Annotated in this window: 23 protein-coding genes; 18 read left to right on the plus strand and 5 right to left on the minus strand. The window is 62.9% G+C overall.

Annotated features, from left to right (window positions below; all coding sequences use genetic code 11):
* Positions 1-29 precede the first annotated feature (29 nt).
* The 3 genes from CLU92_RS07340 to CLU92_RS07350 all read left to right on the plus strand — a co-directional run bounded on the left by CLU92_RS07340 (position 30) and on the right by CLU92_RS07350 (position 1,396).
* A complete protein-coding gene (locus CLU92_RS07340) occupies positions 30-431 on the plus strand; it encodes a GFA family protein (RefSeq protein WP_101481330.1) in 402 nt (133 codons plus the stop codon).
* Positions 432-639: 208 nt separating this feature from the next.
* A complete protein-coding gene (locus CLU92_RS07345; protein WP_101481331.1) occupies positions 640-966 on the plus strand; it encodes a hypothetical protein in 327 nt (108 codons plus the stop codon).
* A gap of 181 nt (positions 967-1,147) precedes the next feature.
* On the plus strand, positions 1,148-1,396 hold the full coding sequence (locus tag CLU92_RS07350; RefSeq protein WP_101481332.1) for a DUF3297 family protein: 249 nt from the start codon (positions 1,148-1,150) through the stop codon (positions 1,394-1,396).
* A gap of 78 nt (positions 1,397-1,474) precedes the next feature.
* Here CLU92_RS07350 and CLU92_RS07355 read toward each other — a convergent pair whose 3' ends face one another.
* The 4 genes from CLU92_RS07355 to CLU92_RS07370 form a co-directional block, all read right to left on the minus strand.
* Positions 1,475-2,122 (minus strand): hypothetical protein, encoded by a 648-nt coding sequence (locus tag CLU92_RS07355; RefSeq protein ID WP_101481333.1) that lies wholly within the window; start codon positions 2,120-2,122, stop codon positions 1,475-1,477.
* Entirely contained in the window at positions 2,119-2,985 is an 867-nt protein-coding gene (locus tag CLU92_RS07360) for a hypothetical protein (RefSeq protein WP_101481334.1), read from the minus strand. The genes CLU92_RS07355 and CLU92_RS07360 overlap by 4 nt, the downstream gene beginning before the upstream one ends.
* Before the next feature lie 81 nt (positions 2,986-3,066).
* On the minus strand, positions 3,067-3,885 hold the full coding sequence (locus tag CLU92_RS07365; RefSeq protein ID WP_101481335.1) for a glutaminyl-peptide cyclotransferase: 819 nt from the start codon (positions 3,883-3,885) through the stop codon (positions 3,067-3,069).
* A 26-nt stretch (positions 3,886-3,911) separates the two neighbouring features.
* A complete protein-coding gene (locus tag CLU92_RS07370) occupies positions 3,912-4,820 on the minus strand; it encodes a LysR family transcriptional regulator (protein ID WP_101481336.1) in 909 nt (302 codons plus the stop codon).
* A 103-nt stretch (positions 4,821-4,923) separates the two neighbouring features.
* Here CLU92_RS07370 and CLU92_RS07375 point away from each other — a divergent pair, with 103 nt between their 5' ends.
* Together CLU92_RS07375 and CLU92_RS07380 are read left to right on the plus strand one after the other, a co-directional pair.
* Complete coding sequence (locus tag CLU92_RS07375) at positions 4,924-5,397, plus strand: CidA/LrgA family protein (RefSeq protein ID WP_257561012.1); 474 nt, start codon at positions 4,924-4,926, stop codon at positions 5,395-5,397.
* Positions 5,394-6,083 (plus strand): LrgB family protein, encoded by a 690-nt coding sequence (locus CLU92_RS07380; RefSeq protein ID WP_101481337.1) that lies wholly within the window; start codon positions 5,394-5,396, stop codon positions 6,081-6,083. The genes CLU92_RS07375 and CLU92_RS07380 overlap by 4 nt, the downstream gene beginning before the upstream one ends.
* On the opposite strand, the gene CLU92_RS07385 is transcribed toward CLU92_RS07380, so the two are convergent.
* Positions 6,080-6,763: a TetR/AcrR family transcriptional regulator gene (locus CLU92_RS07385; protein ID WP_101481338.1), complete on the minus strand. Its 684-nt coding sequence runs from the start codon at positions 6,761-6,763 to the stop codon at positions 6,080-6,082. The genes CLU92_RS07380 and CLU92_RS07385 overlap by 4 nt on opposite strands.
* Positions 6,764-6,853: 90 nt before the next feature.
* On the opposite strand from CLU92_RS07385, the gene CLU92_RS07390 reads away from it, so the two are divergent.
* The 13 genes from CLU92_RS07390 to CLU92_RS07450 all read left to right on the plus strand — a co-directional run bounded on the left by CLU92_RS07390 (position 6,854) and on the right by CLU92_RS07450 (position 17,896).
* Positions 6,854-7,996, plus strand: coding sequence for an NAD(P)/FAD-dependent oxidoreductase (locus tag CLU92_RS07390; protein ID WP_257561013.1), 1,143 nt, complete (start codon positions 6,854-6,856; stop codon positions 7,994-7,996).
* A gap of 91 nt (positions 7,997-8,087) precedes the next feature.
* Positions 8,088-9,179: a tRNA 2-selenouridine(34) synthase MnmH gene (mnmH, locus tag CLU92_RS07395; RefSeq protein ID WP_101484546.1), complete on the plus strand. Its 1,092-nt coding sequence runs from the start codon at positions 8,088-8,090 to the stop codon at positions 9,177-9,179.
* A gap of 45 nt (positions 9,180-9,224) precedes the next feature.
* Positions 9,225-10,280 (plus strand): selenide, water dikinase SelD, encoded by a 1,056-nt coding sequence (gene selD / locus CLU92_RS07400; protein ID WP_101484547.1) that lies wholly within the window; start codon positions 9,225-9,227, stop codon positions 10,278-10,280.
* 26 nt (positions 10,281-10,306) lie between these two features.
* Entirely contained in the window at positions 10,307-11,185 is an 879-nt protein-coding gene (locus CLU92_RS07405) for a putative selenate ABC transporter substrate-binding protein (RefSeq protein WP_180338451.1), read from the plus strand.
* 115 nt (positions 11,186-11,300) lie between these two features.
* The gene (locus tag CLU92_RS07410; protein ID WP_101481340.1) at positions 11,301-12,113 is read left to right on the plus strand and encodes a phosphonate ABC transporter ATP-binding protein; all 813 of its coding nucleotides are present in this window, start codon (positions 11,301-11,303) and stop codon (positions 12,111-12,113) included.
* 17 nt (positions 12,114-12,130) lie between these two features.
* Complete coding sequence (locus tag CLU92_RS07415) at positions 12,131-12,943, plus strand: ABC transporter permease (RefSeq protein ID WP_101484549.1); 813 nt, start codon at positions 12,131-12,133, stop codon at positions 12,941-12,943.
* Positions 12,940-13,746 (plus strand): phosphonate ABC transporter, permease protein PhnE, encoded by an 807-nt coding sequence (gene phnE / locus CLU92_RS07420; RefSeq protein ID WP_257561014.1) that lies wholly within the window; start codon positions 12,940-12,942, stop codon positions 13,744-13,746. The genes CLU92_RS07415 and phnE overlap by 4 nt, the downstream gene beginning before the upstream one ends.
* A gap of 25 nt (positions 13,747-13,771) precedes the next feature.
* Positions 13,772-14,137, plus strand: a complete 366-nt coding sequence (locus CLU92_RS07425) for a hypothetical protein (RefSeq protein WP_101481342.1) — start codon at positions 13,772-13,774, stop codon at positions 14,135-14,137.
* Between the two features lie 167 nt (positions 14,138-14,304).
* Complete coding sequence (locus tag CLU92_RS07430; RefSeq protein ID WP_101481343.1) at positions 14,305-14,655, plus strand: hypothetical protein; 351 nt, start codon at positions 14,305-14,307, stop codon at positions 14,653-14,655.
* A 14-nt stretch (positions 14,656-14,669) separates the two neighbouring features.
* Positions 14,670-15,164, plus strand: coding sequence for a GNAT family N-acetyltransferase (locus CLU92_RS07435; protein WP_101481344.1), 495 nt, complete (start codon positions 14,670-14,672; stop codon positions 15,162-15,164).
* Between the two features lie 69 nt (positions 15,165-15,233).
* Entirely contained in the window at positions 15,234-15,668 is a 435-nt protein-coding gene (locus CLU92_RS07440) for a hypothetical protein (protein ID WP_101481345.1), read from the plus strand.
* Between the two features lie 94 nt (positions 15,669-15,762).
* On the plus strand, positions 15,763-16,341 hold the full coding sequence (locus CLU92_RS07445; protein WP_143452557.1) for a hypothetical protein: 579 nt from the start codon (positions 15,763-15,765) through the stop codon (positions 16,339-16,341).
* Between the two features lie 43 nt (positions 16,342-16,384).
* Positions 16,385-17,896, plus strand: a complete 1,512-nt coding sequence (locus CLU92_RS07450; protein ID WP_101481347.1) for a dienelactone hydrolase family protein — start codon at positions 16,385-16,387, stop codon at positions 17,894-17,896.
* Positions 17,897-17,994 lie beyond the last annotated feature (98 nt).

A 17,994-nucleotide genomic window follows, 5' to 3' on the forward strand; every position in this document is an offset into this window, starting at 1 on the left:
AGTACGGCATCCCTGTAAAGTGGGCCACGATGAAAAAAACCTACCATGGCAGTTGCCACTGCGGCAGCGTGCGCTTCGCGGCCGAGATCGACCTGGCCGCTCCCAGCCTGCGCTGCAACTGTTCCTATTGCCTGAAAATCCGCTGCTGGGCTAGCCAAGTGCCGCCCACAGCATTCCACCTGCTGGCAGGAGAAGCGGAGTTGAGCGAATACCGCTTTGGCGCCGGTCGGGAACGCCACTACTTTTGCCGCCACTGCGGCGTGCGCCCGTTTGGCCGCGGCGATTCTGCCCGCAGCGGCCCGTTTGTCGGCATCGGCGTGAACTGCCTCGACGATGCCTCGGTGGCCGAACTGGCCCAGGTGCCCGTCACCTTTGTCGATGGCTGGCATGACGACTGGGACGCGCCGCCGCAGGAAACGCGGCATCTGTAAAAATGCAATGTAGAAATGGTTGTCACGCACCACGGAGTTTTCCTACGTGGCGACAGGTAGTGTCCCTATGGTGAAGCCAGCGTCCGGCAGCGAAAATGGCCTTAACGGTGCTGCACGGCGCCGGAGGCCAGGCAGGAGCATCCTTAATCCATCCTTACGCCATCCTTGGTGCGGATGATGACGCAGACTAACCACAGGGGGAACGATCATGACGTCAAACAGCAACGACAAAAGCGGCAAGCAGTCGAGCAAACCGCAATCGGGCAACCAACAGTCGGACAAGCAGCAGGCGGACAAGCCATCCGGCACCCGCCAGCCAGCCGGTGGCACCCAGGGCGGCAAGCACGAGCAGAACATTGACGCGAGCCGCCAAAGCCACAAAAATGACGGCAACAAGCAATCTGCTTCGCAACAAATGGGTCTGGGCAGGAGCGCCAGTGAACAATCGGGTTCGGGCGCCGGTTCGCGTGGCGGCACGCATGATCAGCAAACGGAAACGGGACGTCAAGGCCACAAGAATGATGACAAATCCTGATAGCCGAATCGTGTGATTGCCGGCAAATCTGCCAAGACTTCGCTGCAGCATGGGCCGGTGCGGCAGTGCCGTGCCGGCCCATGGGTAGCGTAAGGCCAGGCCCGCCACTTCATGGGAGGTCAGACAGGTGAGGTGCGAAAGGCCGTTGTCTGGATCCGCATTCTGGGTGATAATTACGCCCATGAACGATACCACTACCTTACCCCCATTGCCCGATCGCCTGTCGATCGACCCTAGCAGCCCTTTCCACGTTGCAGCCGTGTTCGAGAATGACGTCGGCATCCGCTTCAACGACAAGGAACGTCTTGACGTGGAAGAATATTGCATCAGCGAACGCTGGATCAAGGTCGCTTCCACCAAGTCCCTGGACCGCCGCGGCCGTCCGCTGCAGATCAAGCTGAAGGGCAAAGTCGAAGCGTTTTACCGCTAAGCAACACATGTAATGTCATCGAGGCCGATTTCCATCGGCCTTTTTTTCGTCTGCAGGTATTGCTCAGCCGTGTAGCGATCAAGCCGCCGGTGGCGGCTGGTATGCGCAAAAGCCCGGCCACTGGTCGCGGCTGTCGCACACTTTCAGGCAGCCTTTATTATCCTTGAACGTGGCGACAACCTTGATGTGGAAACCATATTTTGGTGTGGTGGCCAGAAAGGCGGACGGGCAGCTTTGCTCATTGCTGAAGCGGAAAGTGATTTCTTCGCGGCGGCCCTTGCGCTCAAAACCCAGCATGAAGGTTTCATTGCTGTTCCACTGCGCCTTGCCCGGCACGCGGAAGCGGTAGCGCGGACTGCCCTGCTGCTGGCCTTCGAGTTTCTGGCCGAAGACGCGGCTGCTGGCCGTGGCCGTCTCGACTTTGGCAACCGGATACACGATGGCAAACATATAGGTGCCAGCGAAACCCTGGTCAAAACCGAGTCCCTTCTGGTAGAACGGCACGACGATATGCGGCGCGCCCCCGTACTCCACCGTGTTGCGGGCCGTCACGCGCGACGTCAGCTTGTCATCGGGCGCTTGCCCGAAGACCACGTCCAGTTCCAGCAGCGCTTGTTGCTTGTCGATATCTTGTGCCAGATAATCCTTGGGGAACATTTCGCCGTGCACGCAGCCGGCCAGCAAGGAGGCGGCGAGGCAGCCGGTGAGGAGTTTAGGTATTGTCATGGCTGTTTTCCTTCTGGCGGCGTTGAACTGAGGCCCAGCCCCGTCACTTGCCAGCCATTCTTGCCTTGTTTCCATTGAAATTGCTGGCCGAACCAGGCCAGTTCCAGTTCGCGCCGGATGCGGTTCGAATCGGTGCGGCCCTGGCGCGCCTTGATGGCGGCGCCCGCCTGTTCGGAAGCCGCCTCCGACAAGGGCTTCAACCACCGTTGATAGGTATCGGGCGGCAAGGCCAGGATCCCGGCAACGCCGTCGTCACGCGTGGCAACGATGATTTGCAATTTGGTCAGCTTCCTGGCGAGATAGGCGCCGCGCCACCCGTCGGGCGAAACGGAGACCAGCATGGCGGGCGCGTAATCGCCAGTGACGGTGTCCGGCATGTCAAACCACAGCAACTCGCCCGTGCCCGTGTCGAGCGCGCGGCCGTCGCGGGCAAACAGCAATACTTCGGGATGGCCCGGCTGCGGCACGCCCCATTCCGGATCGCGCTCCGTGCGCGCCATGCTGTCGCGCTGCATGGGACTGAGGGGGCGCATCAGCGGTTCGCCATTTTGCACGCCGATGAGGATGGTGCCCTGCCCCGTATAGCCCTTGGTAAAGGCCAGCAGCATGGGTTGGCCTTCGCGCGTGGCCTTGAGGGGACGCACTTCCACCACTTCGCGCGCGCCGCCGGGCCAGTAGCCGTGCTGGCGGAAAGACAAAGTGACGAGCGAGTCGAAGCGGTCATTCGTGACGACGAAGTCGCCGTATTGTTTGGACACCGGCACATACGGCGCTTGCGCCAGCGCGGCAGGCACGAAGGCGGCGGCCAGGGTGGCGGCGGCCGCCAGGCGGCGTAAAGGTAGCGACAGAGGTAGGAACAGCATGGCATCCTGTGTGGGTCGCGCTGGGCGAAGGATGCATATCATAGACGATTCCTCGCCAGCAACACTGTCCGGTAGGAAACATCAGTGGCGCTGGATTTCGATCAGCTCGATCTCGAACAGTTTGGGCCACAGTTTGCCCGTGACAAACAGGCGCTTGCCGCGCGCGTCCCAGGCGATACCGTTGAGCACGGCGTCGGGATTGGCCGTGCCCCGCTTCTCGGGCGGCAGCAAGCCAGTCAGGTCGATCCAGCCCACGACCTTGCCGCTGGCAGGGTCGATGCGGGCGATCACGTCCGCGCCCCACACATTGGCAAACAGCTCGCCGTCGACCATTTCCAGTTCATTCAGGCGGTCGATGGGGCGGCCTTCGGCCTTCACTTCGAAGCGGCGCACCTCGGCCAGGGTTTTCGGATTGAGCACGCGGATGGCGGAGGTGCCGTCGCTCATGTAGACAAATTTGTCATCGCTGGCCAGGCCCCAGCCTTCGCCCTGGTAGCTGAAGCTGCGTTTCAGTTTGAACGTCTTCTGGTCGAACACATAGCCAGTCTGCGAAATCCACGTCAGGCCCAGGATTTCATCGCCCACATCCGTGATGCCTTCGCCGAACACTTTTTTGTCGAGCATGCTTTTCTGCAAGACCTTGCCCGTCGTCAATTCCACCTTGCGCAGCGAGGACTGGCCGTTCTGGCCCGTGCTTTCATACAAATGGCCATCCTTGAACAGCAAGCCCTGGGTAAACGCCTGGGGGTCGTGCGGATAGGTGTTCTTGACGAAATAACCATACACGGGAAGCGCGGCCTGGGCGTAGCCCATTTCGCTCATCAGGCCCACGGTGCATAACAATCCCAGCAGCAGCGAGCCGGCGGTGCGTTTGAGTCTGGCGTTGACGTTGATGTTCATCTGGTGGGGCGGAAGTTGGTGTACGCCTATTGTAAACGTGCCGCGTCCGCCATGCGCGCCCTGACGAGGTCCAGCCAGGCGCGCCCCGCGAAAGACAGGCGTCCACCGCGGCGCCAGGCCAGCATCAGATTCCATTCCACGGGCGGACCGTCCAGGGGAATGACGGCAAACTGCGCCGGCTCGAGCGTGTCGCAATACATCTTCGGCAACAGGCAGATGCCCACGCCCAACCGCACCAGCGAGGCAATGAAGTCCCACTGGCCGCTGCGGCCCGTGATGCGCGGCGCAAAACCGGCCCGCTGGCAGGCATCCTGCACAATGTCGTTCAGGGCAAACGCTGCGCCATAGAAGATGAAGGGGCTGTCGGCCAGCTCGGCCAGGGCCACCGAGGCGCGCCCCTGCCACGGCGAGCCGGGCGCCGCCAGCAGGCACAGGGGCGAGCGCACGATGGGCAGCGACTCGAAATCCTGCCAGGTGGCCGCATTGCCTGGATAGTCAAGCATGGTGCCCAGTTCCACCGTGCCGGTGCGCAAGTCGCGTTCAATGGCTTGCGTGCCGCTTTCATACATTTTCAGCTCGATGCCCGGATAGCGCTGATGGTATTCGGCCAGCCACGGCGCCAAGGTGGAATGCGTCTGCGGCGATACGCCCACGCGCAATTCCCCCCGCTCCAGTTCTTGCAGGTCGCGCAATTCCACCTTCAGTTCCGCATGCAGGGCCAGCAGCTCATGCGCGCGCGACAGCACCACCTTGCCCGCGTCCGTCAAGGTAAAACGCTTGCCCGCGCGGTCCAGCAAGGCCAGGTCCAGCGACTGCTCCAGCTGGGCGATCATCTTGCTGACGGTGGGCTGCGTCACGTGCAGCTTGGCGGCCGCGCGCGTAAAACTGTTTTGCTCGACCACCTCTACGAAGTAGCGCAAGGAGCGGATATCCATGATGCATTCCAATATCGAATGATAATCATGAGTTTAAGTCATTTTATCTTTTGATGTTGGGTCACTACAATGAAGACTTCCCCCAGCCGTTTGAAAGCCCGCCGTGAAAGCACCAGCCTTGCAGCATTCCATCCATCCCGCCCCCGCCCTGCCGTCCGCCCCTGCCTGGCGCCAGCCCGCGCAGACCGCGTGGCAAGTGGGCATACTGATTGCCGCCTGGTGGCTGGCCGACGAGGCCGCATCCGCCCTGCATTTGCCGTTTTCCGGCGGCGTGGTGGGCCTGTTCGTGCTGGTGGCCCTGCTGCTGTCGGGCTGGGTGCGGCCTGCCGCCGTCGAACTGGGCGCGAACTGGCTGCTGGCCAATATGCTGCTGTTCTTTATTCCGCTGGTGGTATCCGTGGTGCAATTTACGCAACTGTTGAAATCGCAGGGTCTGATGCTGTTCGTGAATATCGGCCTGGGCTTTGCCAGCGTGATGCTGGCCACGGCGTTGACGGTGGAATGGGTGTGCCGTTATGAGCGCAAGCTGCGCCTGCAAAAACTCGTGCGCCAGCGCACAGCCAGGGCGGCAGCATGAGTACCCTGATTCTGTCCCTGCTGTTCTTGCTGCTGACCCTGGTCTTGTTCTATGGCAACCAGGCTGTGCACCGCCGCCACCCGCATTTTTTGCTGACGCCCGCCATCTGCACCTCGGCGATATTGATCGTCATCGTGCAGGCGACCTCGACGCCGTTCGCCACGTACTTCGGCGAAACGCGCTGGCTGCCGTGGCTGCTGGGGCCGGCCACCATCGCCTTCGCCCTGCCCATCTTCCAGGAGCGCAAGCTGATTCGCAAGCATTGGCTGGCCCTGTCGTTGGGCAGCTGCGCCGGCATCGTGGCATCCGTCGCCGCCACCCTGCTGCTGGACCGGCTGATGGGCGTGCATGGCGACATGGCGCGCAGCCTGCTGGCGCGGTCTGTCTCGACGCCATTCGCGCTGGAAGCGTCGCGCCACATGGGCGGCTCGGCCCAGCTGACGGGGATTTTTGTCGTGATGACGGGCTTGTTCGGCTTGATGCTGGGCAAACCCTTGTTAAAACTGCTGCCCTTGCGCATGCGTATCGCCCGTGGCGCGCCGTATGGCGCGGCCGCGCACGGTTTTGGCCTGTCCGTGGCGCGCCGCGTGGGCACGGAAGAAGGCGCCGTGGCCAGCCTGACGATGATTTTTTCGGGCGTCGTGACGGTGCTGCTGGCACCGCTGCTGGGGCATCTTTTGGGCTAGCGGTTCGCTTGCAGCACCTGCATGCCATGCACGATCAGGTCGATTCCCGCCAGAAAATCCTCCCTGTCGTCGTGCGTGCGCAACTGCCCCGCCACCTTGCGGGCAAACGGAAACGCCTGCGCATCGAGGCGTGACCACGCACCCGCCAGGCTGTCGAGGAAATGCGCGCGCTCCAGGCCCTTGTCCCTGGCGATGACGGCATTGGCCGCATTTTGCCCGCTCACGCCCAGCAAATAGTTCAACAAGGTGCATGCTGCCAGCCATTGCCTGTGCTGCGGCACGCCCAGGGCATCGACTTGCTGGCCCAGGCGTTCCAGAATGCGCACGCTGGGCAGCTGGCCCGGCGCGCGCGACAGGGCCGAGCCCAGCCACGGATGCGCATCCATGGCCTCGAAGATGGTCAGCGCCACGGCGCGTATGCCCGCCTGCGGCGTAGTCCCTTGCGGGGCGGCATCCATGGCCCGGGTGACGATGGCGTCGCTGGCCGCCGTGAACAAATCATCCTTGTCGGCCACGTGCCAGTAAATGGCGCCCGCCCCCGTGGACAGGCGCGTGGCCAGGGCGCGGAAGGTCAGGCCGCCCTCGCCGGCTGTATCGAGCAAGGCAATGGCGGCATCGATGATGGTGTCGCGCGTCAGGGCATCGGCGCGTCGTGGAGGGGGCGCTACAGTATTGGACATCGCTTATCTTGACACAGATGCTGGCTTGCCGCAAAATTCCTCTGGAACGCTGTTCCACCAACATTTTGGACACTACCCTCAAGGATCACCATGCATATCGCCATCATCGGCGCGGGCCTGGGCGGGCTGATGCTCGCCCGCGTGCTGCACGTCCACGGCATCGCCGCCATAGTATATGAGGCGGATGCGTCGCCGCAGGCGCGCCGCCAGGGTGGCCTGCTCGATATCCACGAGGAAAGCGGCCAGCAAGCGCTGCGGGCGGCTGGCCTGCATGACGCCTTCCGCGCCCTCATCCATGCAGGCGGCGAGGCCAGCCGCGTGCTCGATCAGCACGGCACCGTTTTGCTCGACGAGGGGGACGATGGCACCGGTGGCCGGCCGGAAGTGGCGCGCGGCGAACTGCGCCGCATCCTGCTCGATGCCTTGCCTGACGGCTGCGTGCGCTGGGGCCATAAATTGACCAGCGTCACAACCATGGACGGCGGCCAACACATGCTGAGCTTTGCAAATGGCGCCACGGCAACCAGCGACCTGCTGGTGGGCGCGGACGGCGCCTGGTCCAGGGTGCGGCCCCTGCTCTCAAGCGCGCAGCCCGGGTACAGCGGCATTGCCTTCATCGAAACGTATCTGTTCGACAGCGACCGTCGCCACCAGGCCAGCGCGCAAGCCGTGGGCGCGGGCGCCCTGTTCGCGCTGGCGCCGGGAAAAGGCATCCAGGCGCACCGGGAAGCCGATGGCGTGCTGCATGCGTATGTGGCCTTGAGCAAGCCCGAGGAATGGCTGGCCGCCATCGATTTTGCCGATCCCGCCGCCGCCCGGGCTTGCATCGCCGCGCAATTTGCCGGCTGGGCACCCGCGCTGACGGCCCTGATCACGGACGCGGACACGCCGCCCGTGCCCCGTCCCGTGCACCTGCTGCCCGTCGACCACCGCTGGCAGCGCGTTGCGGGCGTGACCTTGCTGGGCGACGCTGCCCATTTGATGGCGCCGGCCGGCGAAGGCGCCAACCTGGCCATGCTCGATGGCGCCGAGCTGGCGCAGGCGCTTGCCGCGCAGCCGGGCGACATGGACGCGGCCCTGCTGGCGTATGAAACGGCGCTGTTTGCGCGCAGCAGCGTGGCTGCGGCGGAGTCCAAGCGCATCCTGCACCTGTGCTTTGGCGACGAGGCGCCGCACAGCCTGGTCCAGTTCTTTGCCGGCATGCAAGATGCCGGCCCTGAGCGGGCAGTGTAAGGGCGGCGGTGAGGCGCGGCGCCAAAGCCCCACGCCAGCGGCCTTTATCGGGGATAATACGTCTTTCCCCATTCCAAGCAGCCGCGCCACGATGAAATACCCTGCAGTCCTGCCTTTCAGCGACATCCTGTCCCGCTTGCACGAGTTCGATGCCATCATCGACGTGCGCAGCCCGTCCGAATTCGCGGAAGACCACTTGCCGGGCGCCATCAACCTGCCCGTGCTGGACGACGAGCAGCGTGTACGCGTGGGCACTTTATATAAACAGACGAGCGCCTTCGAAGCGAAGAAGCTGGGTGCGGCGCTGGTGGCGAAAAATATCGCGCGGCATATCGAAGAGGGTTTTCTGGGCCACCCGCACGACTGGAAGCCCCTCGTCTACTGCTGGCGCGGCGGCAACCGCAGCGGCGCCATGGCACACATCCTGGCGCGTATCGGCTGGCCCGTCACGCAGCTCGAGGGCGGCTACAAGGATTACCGGCGCCATGTGAACGCCGCGCTGGCCACCCTGCCCGAGCGCTTCGACTTCATCAACGTGCTGTGCGGCCCCACGGGCAGCGGCAAGAGCCGCTTGCTGCAGGTACTCGACAGACAAGGCGCGCAAGTCATCGACCTGGAAGACCTGGCGGCCCACCGCGGCTCCGTGCTGGGCGGTTTGCCCGAGGAAGAGCAACCAGCGCAAAAAGCGTTTGAAAGCGCGCTGTGGCAGCAACTGCGTACTTTTGACCCATTGCTGCCTGTATTCATCGAGTCCGAAAGCAAAAAAGTGGGTCGTTTGCGCGTGCCCGATGCGCTGATGGAAAAGATGCGTGCTTCCGCCTGCACGGACGTGCGGCTCGATACGGCCCAGCGCGTGCAATTGCTGATGCAAGACTATGCGCATTTCGTCGGCGACCCGGCCCGCCTGAACGTGCAGCTGGCCCTGTTGACGCAGCTGCATGGCAAGGAGAAAATTGCCCACTGGCAGCAACTGGCCACTTCGGGCCGCATGGCCGAGCTGGTGGAAGAGTTGCTGGTGCAGCATTACGACCCCGTCTACCGGCAATCGATCGCCCGCAACTTCAGCCGCTACGCCCAGGCGACGCCGCTGGTCTTGCCCGATATTTCAGAACATGCCTTTGAGCAAGCCGCGCGTGCATTATGTGCTATCGTCGGCGAACCCCGTACCGCCAGCGCCGCGTAAGCGCCGGCGTAGCTTCCAATGACCTTTTTGAGCAGGATGACGACCATGTCCGATAGCGTTCCAACCCCCATCCGATTGACCGAATTTGCCCATGGCGGCGGCTGCGGCTGCAAAATTGCGCCCGGCGTGCTGGCCGACATTTTAAAGGGCAGCGGCGGCTTTCCCCTGCCGAAGGAATTGCTGGTCGGCATAGAAACTTCGGATGACGCGGCCGTCTACCAGCTCAACGACGAGCAGGCGCTGATCGCCACCACGGATTTCTTCATGCCCATCGTCGACGACCCGTTCGACTTTGGCCGCATCGCCGCCACCAATGCCATTTCCGATGTGTACGCCATGGGCGGCACCCCCATCATGGCCCTGGCCCTGGTGGGCATGCCAATCAACAAGCTGCCCGTGGAAACCATCGGCCTCATATTAAAAGGCGGCGAAACCATCTGCGCCCAGGCCGGCATTCCCATCGCGGGCGGCCACACCATCGATTCCGTCGAGCCGATCTACGGCCTGGTCGTGCTGGGCCTGGTCCACCCCTCGCAAGTGAAGCGCAATGCGGGCGCGCGCGCCGGAGATAAACTGGTATTGGGCAAGCCGATCGGCGTGGGTATCTTGTCGGCCGCGCTGAAAAAGAATGCGTTGGACGCGGATGGCTACGCCTCGCTGATAGCCAACACCACCAAATTGAATACCCCGGGCAAGAAACTGGCCCTGCTGGACGGCGTGCATGCGCTGACGGACGTAACGGGCTTTGGCTTGCTGGGCCACACCCTGGAACTGGCGCGCGGCGCCAAATTGCAGGCGCGTATCGCCATGGATTCCGTGCCGCTGCTGCCGCAAGTGCAGCAACTGGCGCAGAATGGCAACATCACGGGCGCCTCCGGCCGCAACTGGCAGGGCTACGGCGCGCAAGTGGCGCTGGCCGACAGCCTGAGCGCCATCGACAAGGCGATTTTGACGGACCCGCAGACGGCAGGCCCCCTGCTGGTGGCGTGTGCGCCGGAAGCCGTCGAGCAAGTGCTGGCGATTTTCCGCGCCGAAGGCTTTGGCGACGCCGTTGTCATCGGCGAGATGCAGGACGGCAGTACCGGGGTTTCCGTATATTAATGAACAATTTTCTTAAAGGCAGTCCCATGACCACGTTCTCCAACTCATTGAGCAAGTTCCCCGCCATCCTGGCCACCGTCGCCGCCACCCTGGCCATCCACAGCGGCCTGGCGCAGGCGCAGCAAGTGTTGCGCGTGTCCGCCATCCCCGATGAAGCACCGACGGAACTGCAGCGCAAGTTCAAGCCGCTGGGCAGCTATCTGGAGAAAAAGCTGGGCATGAAGGTGGAATTCACGCCTGTCACCGATTACGCGGCGTCCGTGGAAGGCTTGATCAATAACAAGCTCGACATGGTCTGGTTCGGCGGCTTTACCTTCGTACAAGCGAACGTGCGCAGCGGCGGCAAGATCGTGCCCCTGGTGCAGCGCGAGGAAGACACGAAATTTCGCTCCGTATTCGTGACCACCAGCAAGGACATCAATCAATTGTCCGACCTGAAAGGCAAAAATTTCACGTTCGGCTCGGAATCGTCGACCTCGGGCCATTTGATGCCGCGCTACTACTTGCTGGCCGCCAAGATCAACCCGGATACGGACATGAAGCGTATCGCGTTTTCCGGCGCGCATGACGCCACCGTGGCGGCAGTGGCCGGCGGCAAGGTCGATGCCGGCACCTTGAATATTTCCGTCTGGGAAAAGCTGGTGGAAGCGAAAAAGGTCGATCCGAGCAAGGTGCGCGTGTTCTACACGACGCCCGGCTACTACGACTACAACTGGAGCGTGCGCGCCGACATGAATCCCGTCGTGCGCAAGAAGCTGACGGACGCCTTCCTGGCGCTGGACCCTTCCACGCCTGAAGGCAAGGAAATCCTCGAACTGCAGCGCGCCACGAAGTTCATCCCGACCAAGGCCGAGAACTACAAGGATATCGAAGCGGCCGCGCGCGATGCGAAGCTGTTGAAATAATTCTCGACACGCAGCAGAAATCCGGGGTCAGACCCGCCGGGGGAATACGTCCCAATGGGACGTATTCCGATCGCGAAGCGACTGACCCCAGCCCTCATTTGCAACGAAACATCGCATGACATTCCAACTTCACAAGGTCAGCGTCCACCACGCGGGCGCCGCCAGCAATGCGCTGGCACTGCGCGAGCTGGACCTGGACGTGGCCCAGGGCGAACAGATCGCCCTGATCGGCCCTTCCGGCGCCGGCAAGACCAGTTTGCTGCATACCCTGGCCTGCGCGCTGCGCCCTGAATCCGGCAGCCTGAACATCCTCGGCACTTCTCCCTGGCAGATCGCCAGCGGCGAACGCCACGCCTTGCGCGCGCGATTGTTCCTGGCGCCGCAAACGCCGCCGCTGCCGCCGCGCCAGAGGGTCGTCAACGCCGTGCTGGCAGGCCGATTGCCGCAATGGAGCTTGTGGACGGCCATCCGTTCCCTGCTGGCGCCCGTCGACCCGCGCGCCGCGTGGGAAGCACTGGGCAAATTCGAGCTGCAGGACAAATTGTATGCAAGAGTCGACCGCCTGTCCGGCGGCGAACGCCAGCGCTGCGGCATGGCACGCGCGCTCGTGTCGGATGCGGAGGTCTTCCTCGTCGACGAACCGCTGTCCGCGCTCGACCCCACGCTCGCTTTGCAGACGATCCATGTGCTGCAAGCGGAAGCGACAGCGCGCAACGCCACCCTGATCTGCAGCCTGCACCAGGTGGAAATCGCACGCGCCTGTTTTACGCGCATCGTCGCCTTGCGCGATGGCAAGATCGTCTTCGACGCGGCCAGCGCCGACGTCAGTGACGCCATGATAGAGCAGCTGTACCGCAACAAGGCCGATCCGGCGCCCCTGATCGAGATGCTGGAGGCGAACCCGGACGCGGCGAGGCCCCTTTGCTGAAGAATGCCAACGCCGCCATGCCGCGCGATCCCGCCTGGCGCGGGCGCCTGATCGGGGCTGCCGTCGTGCTGCTCGTGCTGTGGCCGATGCTGGTGCAGGCCGAATTCAAGCCGTGGATTTTATGGGATGCGCAAAGCCTGGCCGCCACCTGGCAATTCCTTGCCAGCTTCGTGCCGCCCGCCCACTCGCTGGAATTCCTGCAGCTGGTGGCCATTTCCAGCTGGGAAACCATCGCCATGGCTACGGCCGGCATGGCGCTGGCCATGCTGGGCGCCATACCGCTGACGTTATTGGTGACGGAGCGCCTGTCGATTTCGCGCATCGGCAGCGGCGCCGTCTCGCCCCTGGCCGCCACCGTGCGCCACGCAGTCCGGGCGCTGCTGGTGCTGCTGCGCAGCGTGCCGGAACTGGTCTGGGCCTTGTTATTGGTGCGCATCGTGGGACTGGGACCGACGGCGGGCGTGATCGCCATCGCCCTCACCTATTGCGGCATGCTGGGCAAGGTGTATGCGGAAATCCTCGAATCGTCGGATGCCGCCGCCTGCAACGCCTTGCTCAACAACGGCAGCGGCCGCTTGAAAGCCCTGCTGTATGGCGCCTTGCCGGAATCGGCCGCCGAACTGGTGTCGTACACGATTTACCGCTGGGAATGCGCGATCCGCGGCTCCGTCGTCATGGGCTTTGTCGGTGCGGGCGGCCTGGGCCAGCGCATGGATGAATCGATGAAGATGATGGCGGGCAATGAACTGGCCACCATGCTGATCGTCTTCGTGTTACTGGTGGCGGGCGCTGACGCCGTTTCCGCCATGCTGCGCCGGAGGTTGGCATGAAAACGGGACCGATGCTGCCCGCCTTGCCTGCGTCCGCTCCCGTGCGCTGGTCGACCTGGGCCTTGCTGGCAGGGTTAGTACTGCTGGTCATCGCCAGCTTCGCCACACTGCCCCTGAAATGGGGCGAGTTCTTCAGCGCCGACGCCGTGCGCACGAGCGCCGACTTCCTGCACGGCTTCGCCCCGCCCGAGCTGGCGCCCAACTTTTTGATGAAAGTCGGCGTGGCCACCTTCGAGACCCTGGCCATGTCGGCCATCGGGACGGTGATCGCCGCCGTGCTGGGCGCGCTGCTGGCCCTGCCCGCCAGCGGCCGTTTTGGCAAGCTGGCGCGCAATGCCACGCGCGCGGTGCTCAACGTGCTGCGCTCGATTCCCGAACTGGTGTGGGCCTCGATCCTGCTGATCGCCGCCGGCCTGGGACCTTTCGCGGGCACCCTGGCGCTGGCCCTGCATACGGTGGGCGTGCTGGGACGCTTGTTTGCCGATGCGTTTGAAAATTGCCCGCCCTTGCCGGCCGCCACCTTGCGCATCAATGGTGCGCGCCCTGCCGTAGCCTTCCTGTACGCGACCTTGCCACAATGCAGCCCGCAAATGATGTCCTACACGCTGTACCGCTGGGAAAACAATATCCGCGCTGCCGCCATCCTCGGCGTCGTCGGTGCGGGCGGCCTGGGGCAGATGCTGAAGTACCATCTGTCGCTGTTCCAGATGCAGAGTGCCGCCACGGTCATCGTCGCCATGCTGCTGATGGTGGCAGCCGTCGATGGGCTCAGCTATGTGCTGCGCCGGGCCATGACCCGTTAAATATTACTTTTCACAAGGAGTGCCCATGTCAGGCTGGTGGACCATTATCTCGACGCAAACGCCCGAACAGATGGCCGATATGACGAAAGTCAACAAGGAAGCCTTTCTGGCCAGCTGGGAAGCGGGCCTGTTCGGCGCGGACTGGATCGCCCAACTGTGCGCACAAGGCAAGGCGACCCAGCTGGCGTTCAACGGCTTTCCCAACCGCTATACGGCCCCGGTGGACATCATCGCGCCCCTGCTGCAGGCGGGCATTGCCGAGGCCCACGATGGCGACTTTCCGCAAGATGAACTCACGGGCTGGCCCGGCAGTATCACCGTGTATCCCGAACGCATCGCCGCCTGCCTGCCAGGACAGTTGCTCAGCATCGAAGTGTGGGACCAGTCCTAAGTTGCGCGAAATCAATACAAATGCGCAGCCGGCATGGCAGCGATCCTGTTAATATTGTCAAATACTTCAATGTTTGGCGTCACCCCATGGAGAGGCGCCACACCATTCAAGCATGATGGACGCATTTTCCTGCACTGCAGGCCACTCTTGCATAGGCTGACAACACCATGAAGAAACTGCTCCTGGGCGCCCTCGCCGCCTGCTGCGCGCTGCACGCCAGCGCCGCCCCTGTCGAAGACTTTATTGGCACCTGGAAACTGGAACGCACCACCGTCCCGAACTATATCGTCATCAAACAGGAAGGCGAGCGGCTCATCGCGCTGCGCTATACGCGCAATATCCTCGGCAACAAGATCACCGAACGGCGCTTTCCCGCCAGCTACGCGAACGGCGATGTCACCATCACTGCGGGAGAAACGCTCATCGAGGCGCGCAGCGTGAACGATGTGGCGACCGTCACGATGCTGGCAGAAGCGTACAAGAAGATATCGTCGTCCACGTCCGCGCCCACCAGTTGAGGAATGTCGCCGATTTGAAGACTATCATTATCCGCCCCACCAGCGCCGCCGACTGGCCGGCGCTGAAAGCCACGCGCCTGGCCGCCCTGCTCGATGCCCCCACCGCCTTTGGCACCAGCCACGCCAGCGCGGCCCGCCTTAGCGATGCAGACTGGCAACAGCGCGCCATCAGCACGCCGCAGCGCACGTTTTTCCTCGCCTTGGAGAGAGAACAGCCCATCGGCCTCGCCGCGCAAGTGGTAGCCGGCAATGGCGATTGCCATCTGATCGCCATGTGGGTACATCCGGAATGTCGGGGTCTGGACGTGGCGCAAGGCCTGGTCGACGCCGTGAAACAATGTGCCGTCGGCAACGGCCACGCGCGGCTGGTGCTCGACGTGGCACAGGAGAATGCGCGCGCGGCGGCGTTTTACCAGAAACAGGGCTTTGTCTTTTTGCCGGAATGGGAGCCGCTGGAAAGCCATCCCCATATCCAGGTGCAAAAGATGGAGTGGCTGGCGGCGGCTTGAGCTCAATCAGCCTATCTGACGACCATTGCAGCCATCCATGCCGCTGCTTGTGCCCCCCGAGGATATACCGTGCTTGATTGGATTTTCGACGCCATCGTCTGGATCGTACGCCTGTTACTGTATGGCCTGTTGGGAACAGTCATAGAAAAACTGTTCTATTGGCCAGGCTGGGCAATGCTGCGACTACTCACGCTGGGCCACTATCCTCCGGCCAGGGGGTTCCCTCACAATCACTTTGCCGTTGCCCTGTTTGCGGCGGTAGTCATTGCTTCCGGCTTGCTGATGGCACTGACGTCAATACCGGTGCGCCTAATGCGGGAAAACAGCACTTTCACGCATTCCATTGATCCCCCATTCACATTCTGTCTTAATAACTTGCTCGTGGCGTTGTTTTTTTCTACACTCACGTTTCCATTGATGCGTAGAAAGATCGGGGATGCGAGCAATCAAGAAAACTGGTCTTCTGCTGTGCTTGTGCGGCGCTGCGGCGCAGGCATACGCTGATACTGATCAAGTCATGGCGCAAGCGGGGCAGGATGCGGCGGCGTCAGTCAATGTAAAGGGTATACGGGATCCGGACTGGAAGCCCTACAGTGCCATGCTCAAGGGCGTAAAACGGTTCGAAGAAAAACATGCGCTGGCGCCGGGCGCCGAATTGCGCTTCATACTGGAACCGCGCCGTCCCGACGTCGACATGCACGCCATCGCGCTCAGGCTGGAAAGTGACGAGGCAGGTACGGCGATACCGCTGGGGGAGCGCAATATCTTCGGCTTGCCCGTCGAACTGGGCCCGCTGTATGAAAAGGCCGAGCTGACCTTGAACCGCAAGGCCGGCTCGGTCCGGTGGATTCCCTACATCCGCAGCGCGGCGACCAGCGACACCATCCGCCGCCTGGGCGACTTGCGACTGACGTGCGAAGTCCATTGGGCCATCGACAAGGACTCCTTGCCTTTCGCCATGCGCGCGGCGATGGGCGCATTGGGCGGGCCGTGCAATTTCGTGTCGCAAAAGGGAACCTACAGCTTTGTCGAACCGCGGCGCATCACGGCTGCGACGATCAGCTTCAACGGCAAAAGCGCGCCCGTGCCCTTCAGCGGCGCGTCGTTCACGCCGCCCTTACGGGAGCAGGACTGGAGCGACGACAGCGTGCTCGAGCTGACTTTCGAAAACCACTAGCCTTTTCCGCGCGCACCTATTCACTTCACAACGATACCTGGACATGAAAAAACTTCTCCTCCTGATCCTGTGCACGGCCGCTACGCTGAACGCCGCTGCCGCCCCCCTTTCGCTGATCCCTGAGGCGGGCCCGCACGCTGTCGGCCTGCGCATCGTGCAGCAGTATGACTACAGCCGCGTAATGGACGCGCAGCTGGACGCCTTTGGCAAGCCCCTCCCGACGGGCAGCGGGCGCGCGATCCAGACGCTCGTCTGGTATCCGGCCAGGAAGACGGCAGGTTCCCGCATGCAGGTGGCCGATTATCGCGCGGCCAGCCTGTCCGACGTGGACTTCGCATTTTCCGGCGCGGAGGCGGCCAGGCAGCGCGCAGCCTGGATGTCGGGACCGCAAAAAGCCCAGTACGGCAGTGCCACCCTCGCCGTACGCGACGCCCCGCCCTCCGGAGGAATCTACCCGGTGGTAATCTACGCGCCTAGCTTCGCTGCCCCCGCACAAGAAAACCTGGACTTGTGCGAATACCTGGCCAGCCACGGCTATGTGGTCATCGCCAGCCGCAGCCTGGGCGCCCGCTCTGTCGTCATGACGGAGGACGTCGAAGGCGTCGAGGCGCAGGCCGCCGATATTGCCTTCCTTGTCAACTATGCGCAAACCCTGCCGCAAGCCGACATCAGCAAGGTTGCAGCGACCGGTTTCAGCTGGGGCGGCATGGCCAACGTCTTTGCCGCAGCGCGTTCGAGCCGCATCAAGGCCCTGGTCAGCCTCGACGGTTCGATCCGGTTTCATCCCAAGATATGGGGCGCCGCCACCTATGTGCGGCCGGCGCGCACGCCCGTGCCCATGCTGTCATTGGGCGCCCGTGCCCCGTCGGCAGAGGAGCTGGAGCTCAACGACAAACTGGGCATCAGCTATCTCAACAGCATGAAGTATTCCGACGTCTACATCGGCACCATGCATCCGATGACGCATCCGCACTTTAGCGCGTGGCACTTGCGCTTTTCCGCTGACGATGCATTCGGCGACTACCAGCGCGCCGATGTCGTGCTGGCATACCACAGCGGCACGCTGTATGTGCGCCGCTTTCTGGACGCCTACCTGAAAAACGATGCCCAGGCGCGGGCATTCCTGCAACAGTCCCCGGCGCGGCACGGAATCGCGCCGCAAGTGATGTCGATGCAGTTCCGGCCAGCCAAATTCTCATTGCTGGGCGAATCGGACTTCCTGCGCGTCTTCGCCGACGGCGGCTTCAAGGATGCGCAAGCGATCTATACCAGCATGGCGGCGGCGTCGCCGGACTTCAAACTCAGCCCCCTCAACCTCAACAACCTGGGCTACCAGCTCCTGCGCGGAAACAAGGCGCGCGGCGCCGTGGAGCTGTTCAAGCTGGCGACCCACATCGAGCCGCAATTTGGCAATGCCTTCGACAGCGAAGGCGAAGCATACGAGGCGCTTGGCGAAAAAGCGCTGGCGATTGCCGCCTACGAAAAGGCTGTCGCAGTGGACAAGGAGCAAGTCAACGCCATGGCGCGGATCAAGGCGCTGAGCGCCGGTGGTTAAGCCTGTTCAGTGAACCAGCGATGCCAGGCGAGCGGGCGCCGCCCCTGACGCGGTACGTGTTTAAAAATCGGAAAGATAGCAACTTTGCGTCGTCTGCC

Origin of the sequence: Janthinobacterium sp. 61, from assembly GCF_002846335.1 — a bacterium.
GTDB lineage: Bacteria > Pseudomonadota > Gammaproteobacteria > Burkholderiales > Burkholderiaceae_D > Janthinobacterium.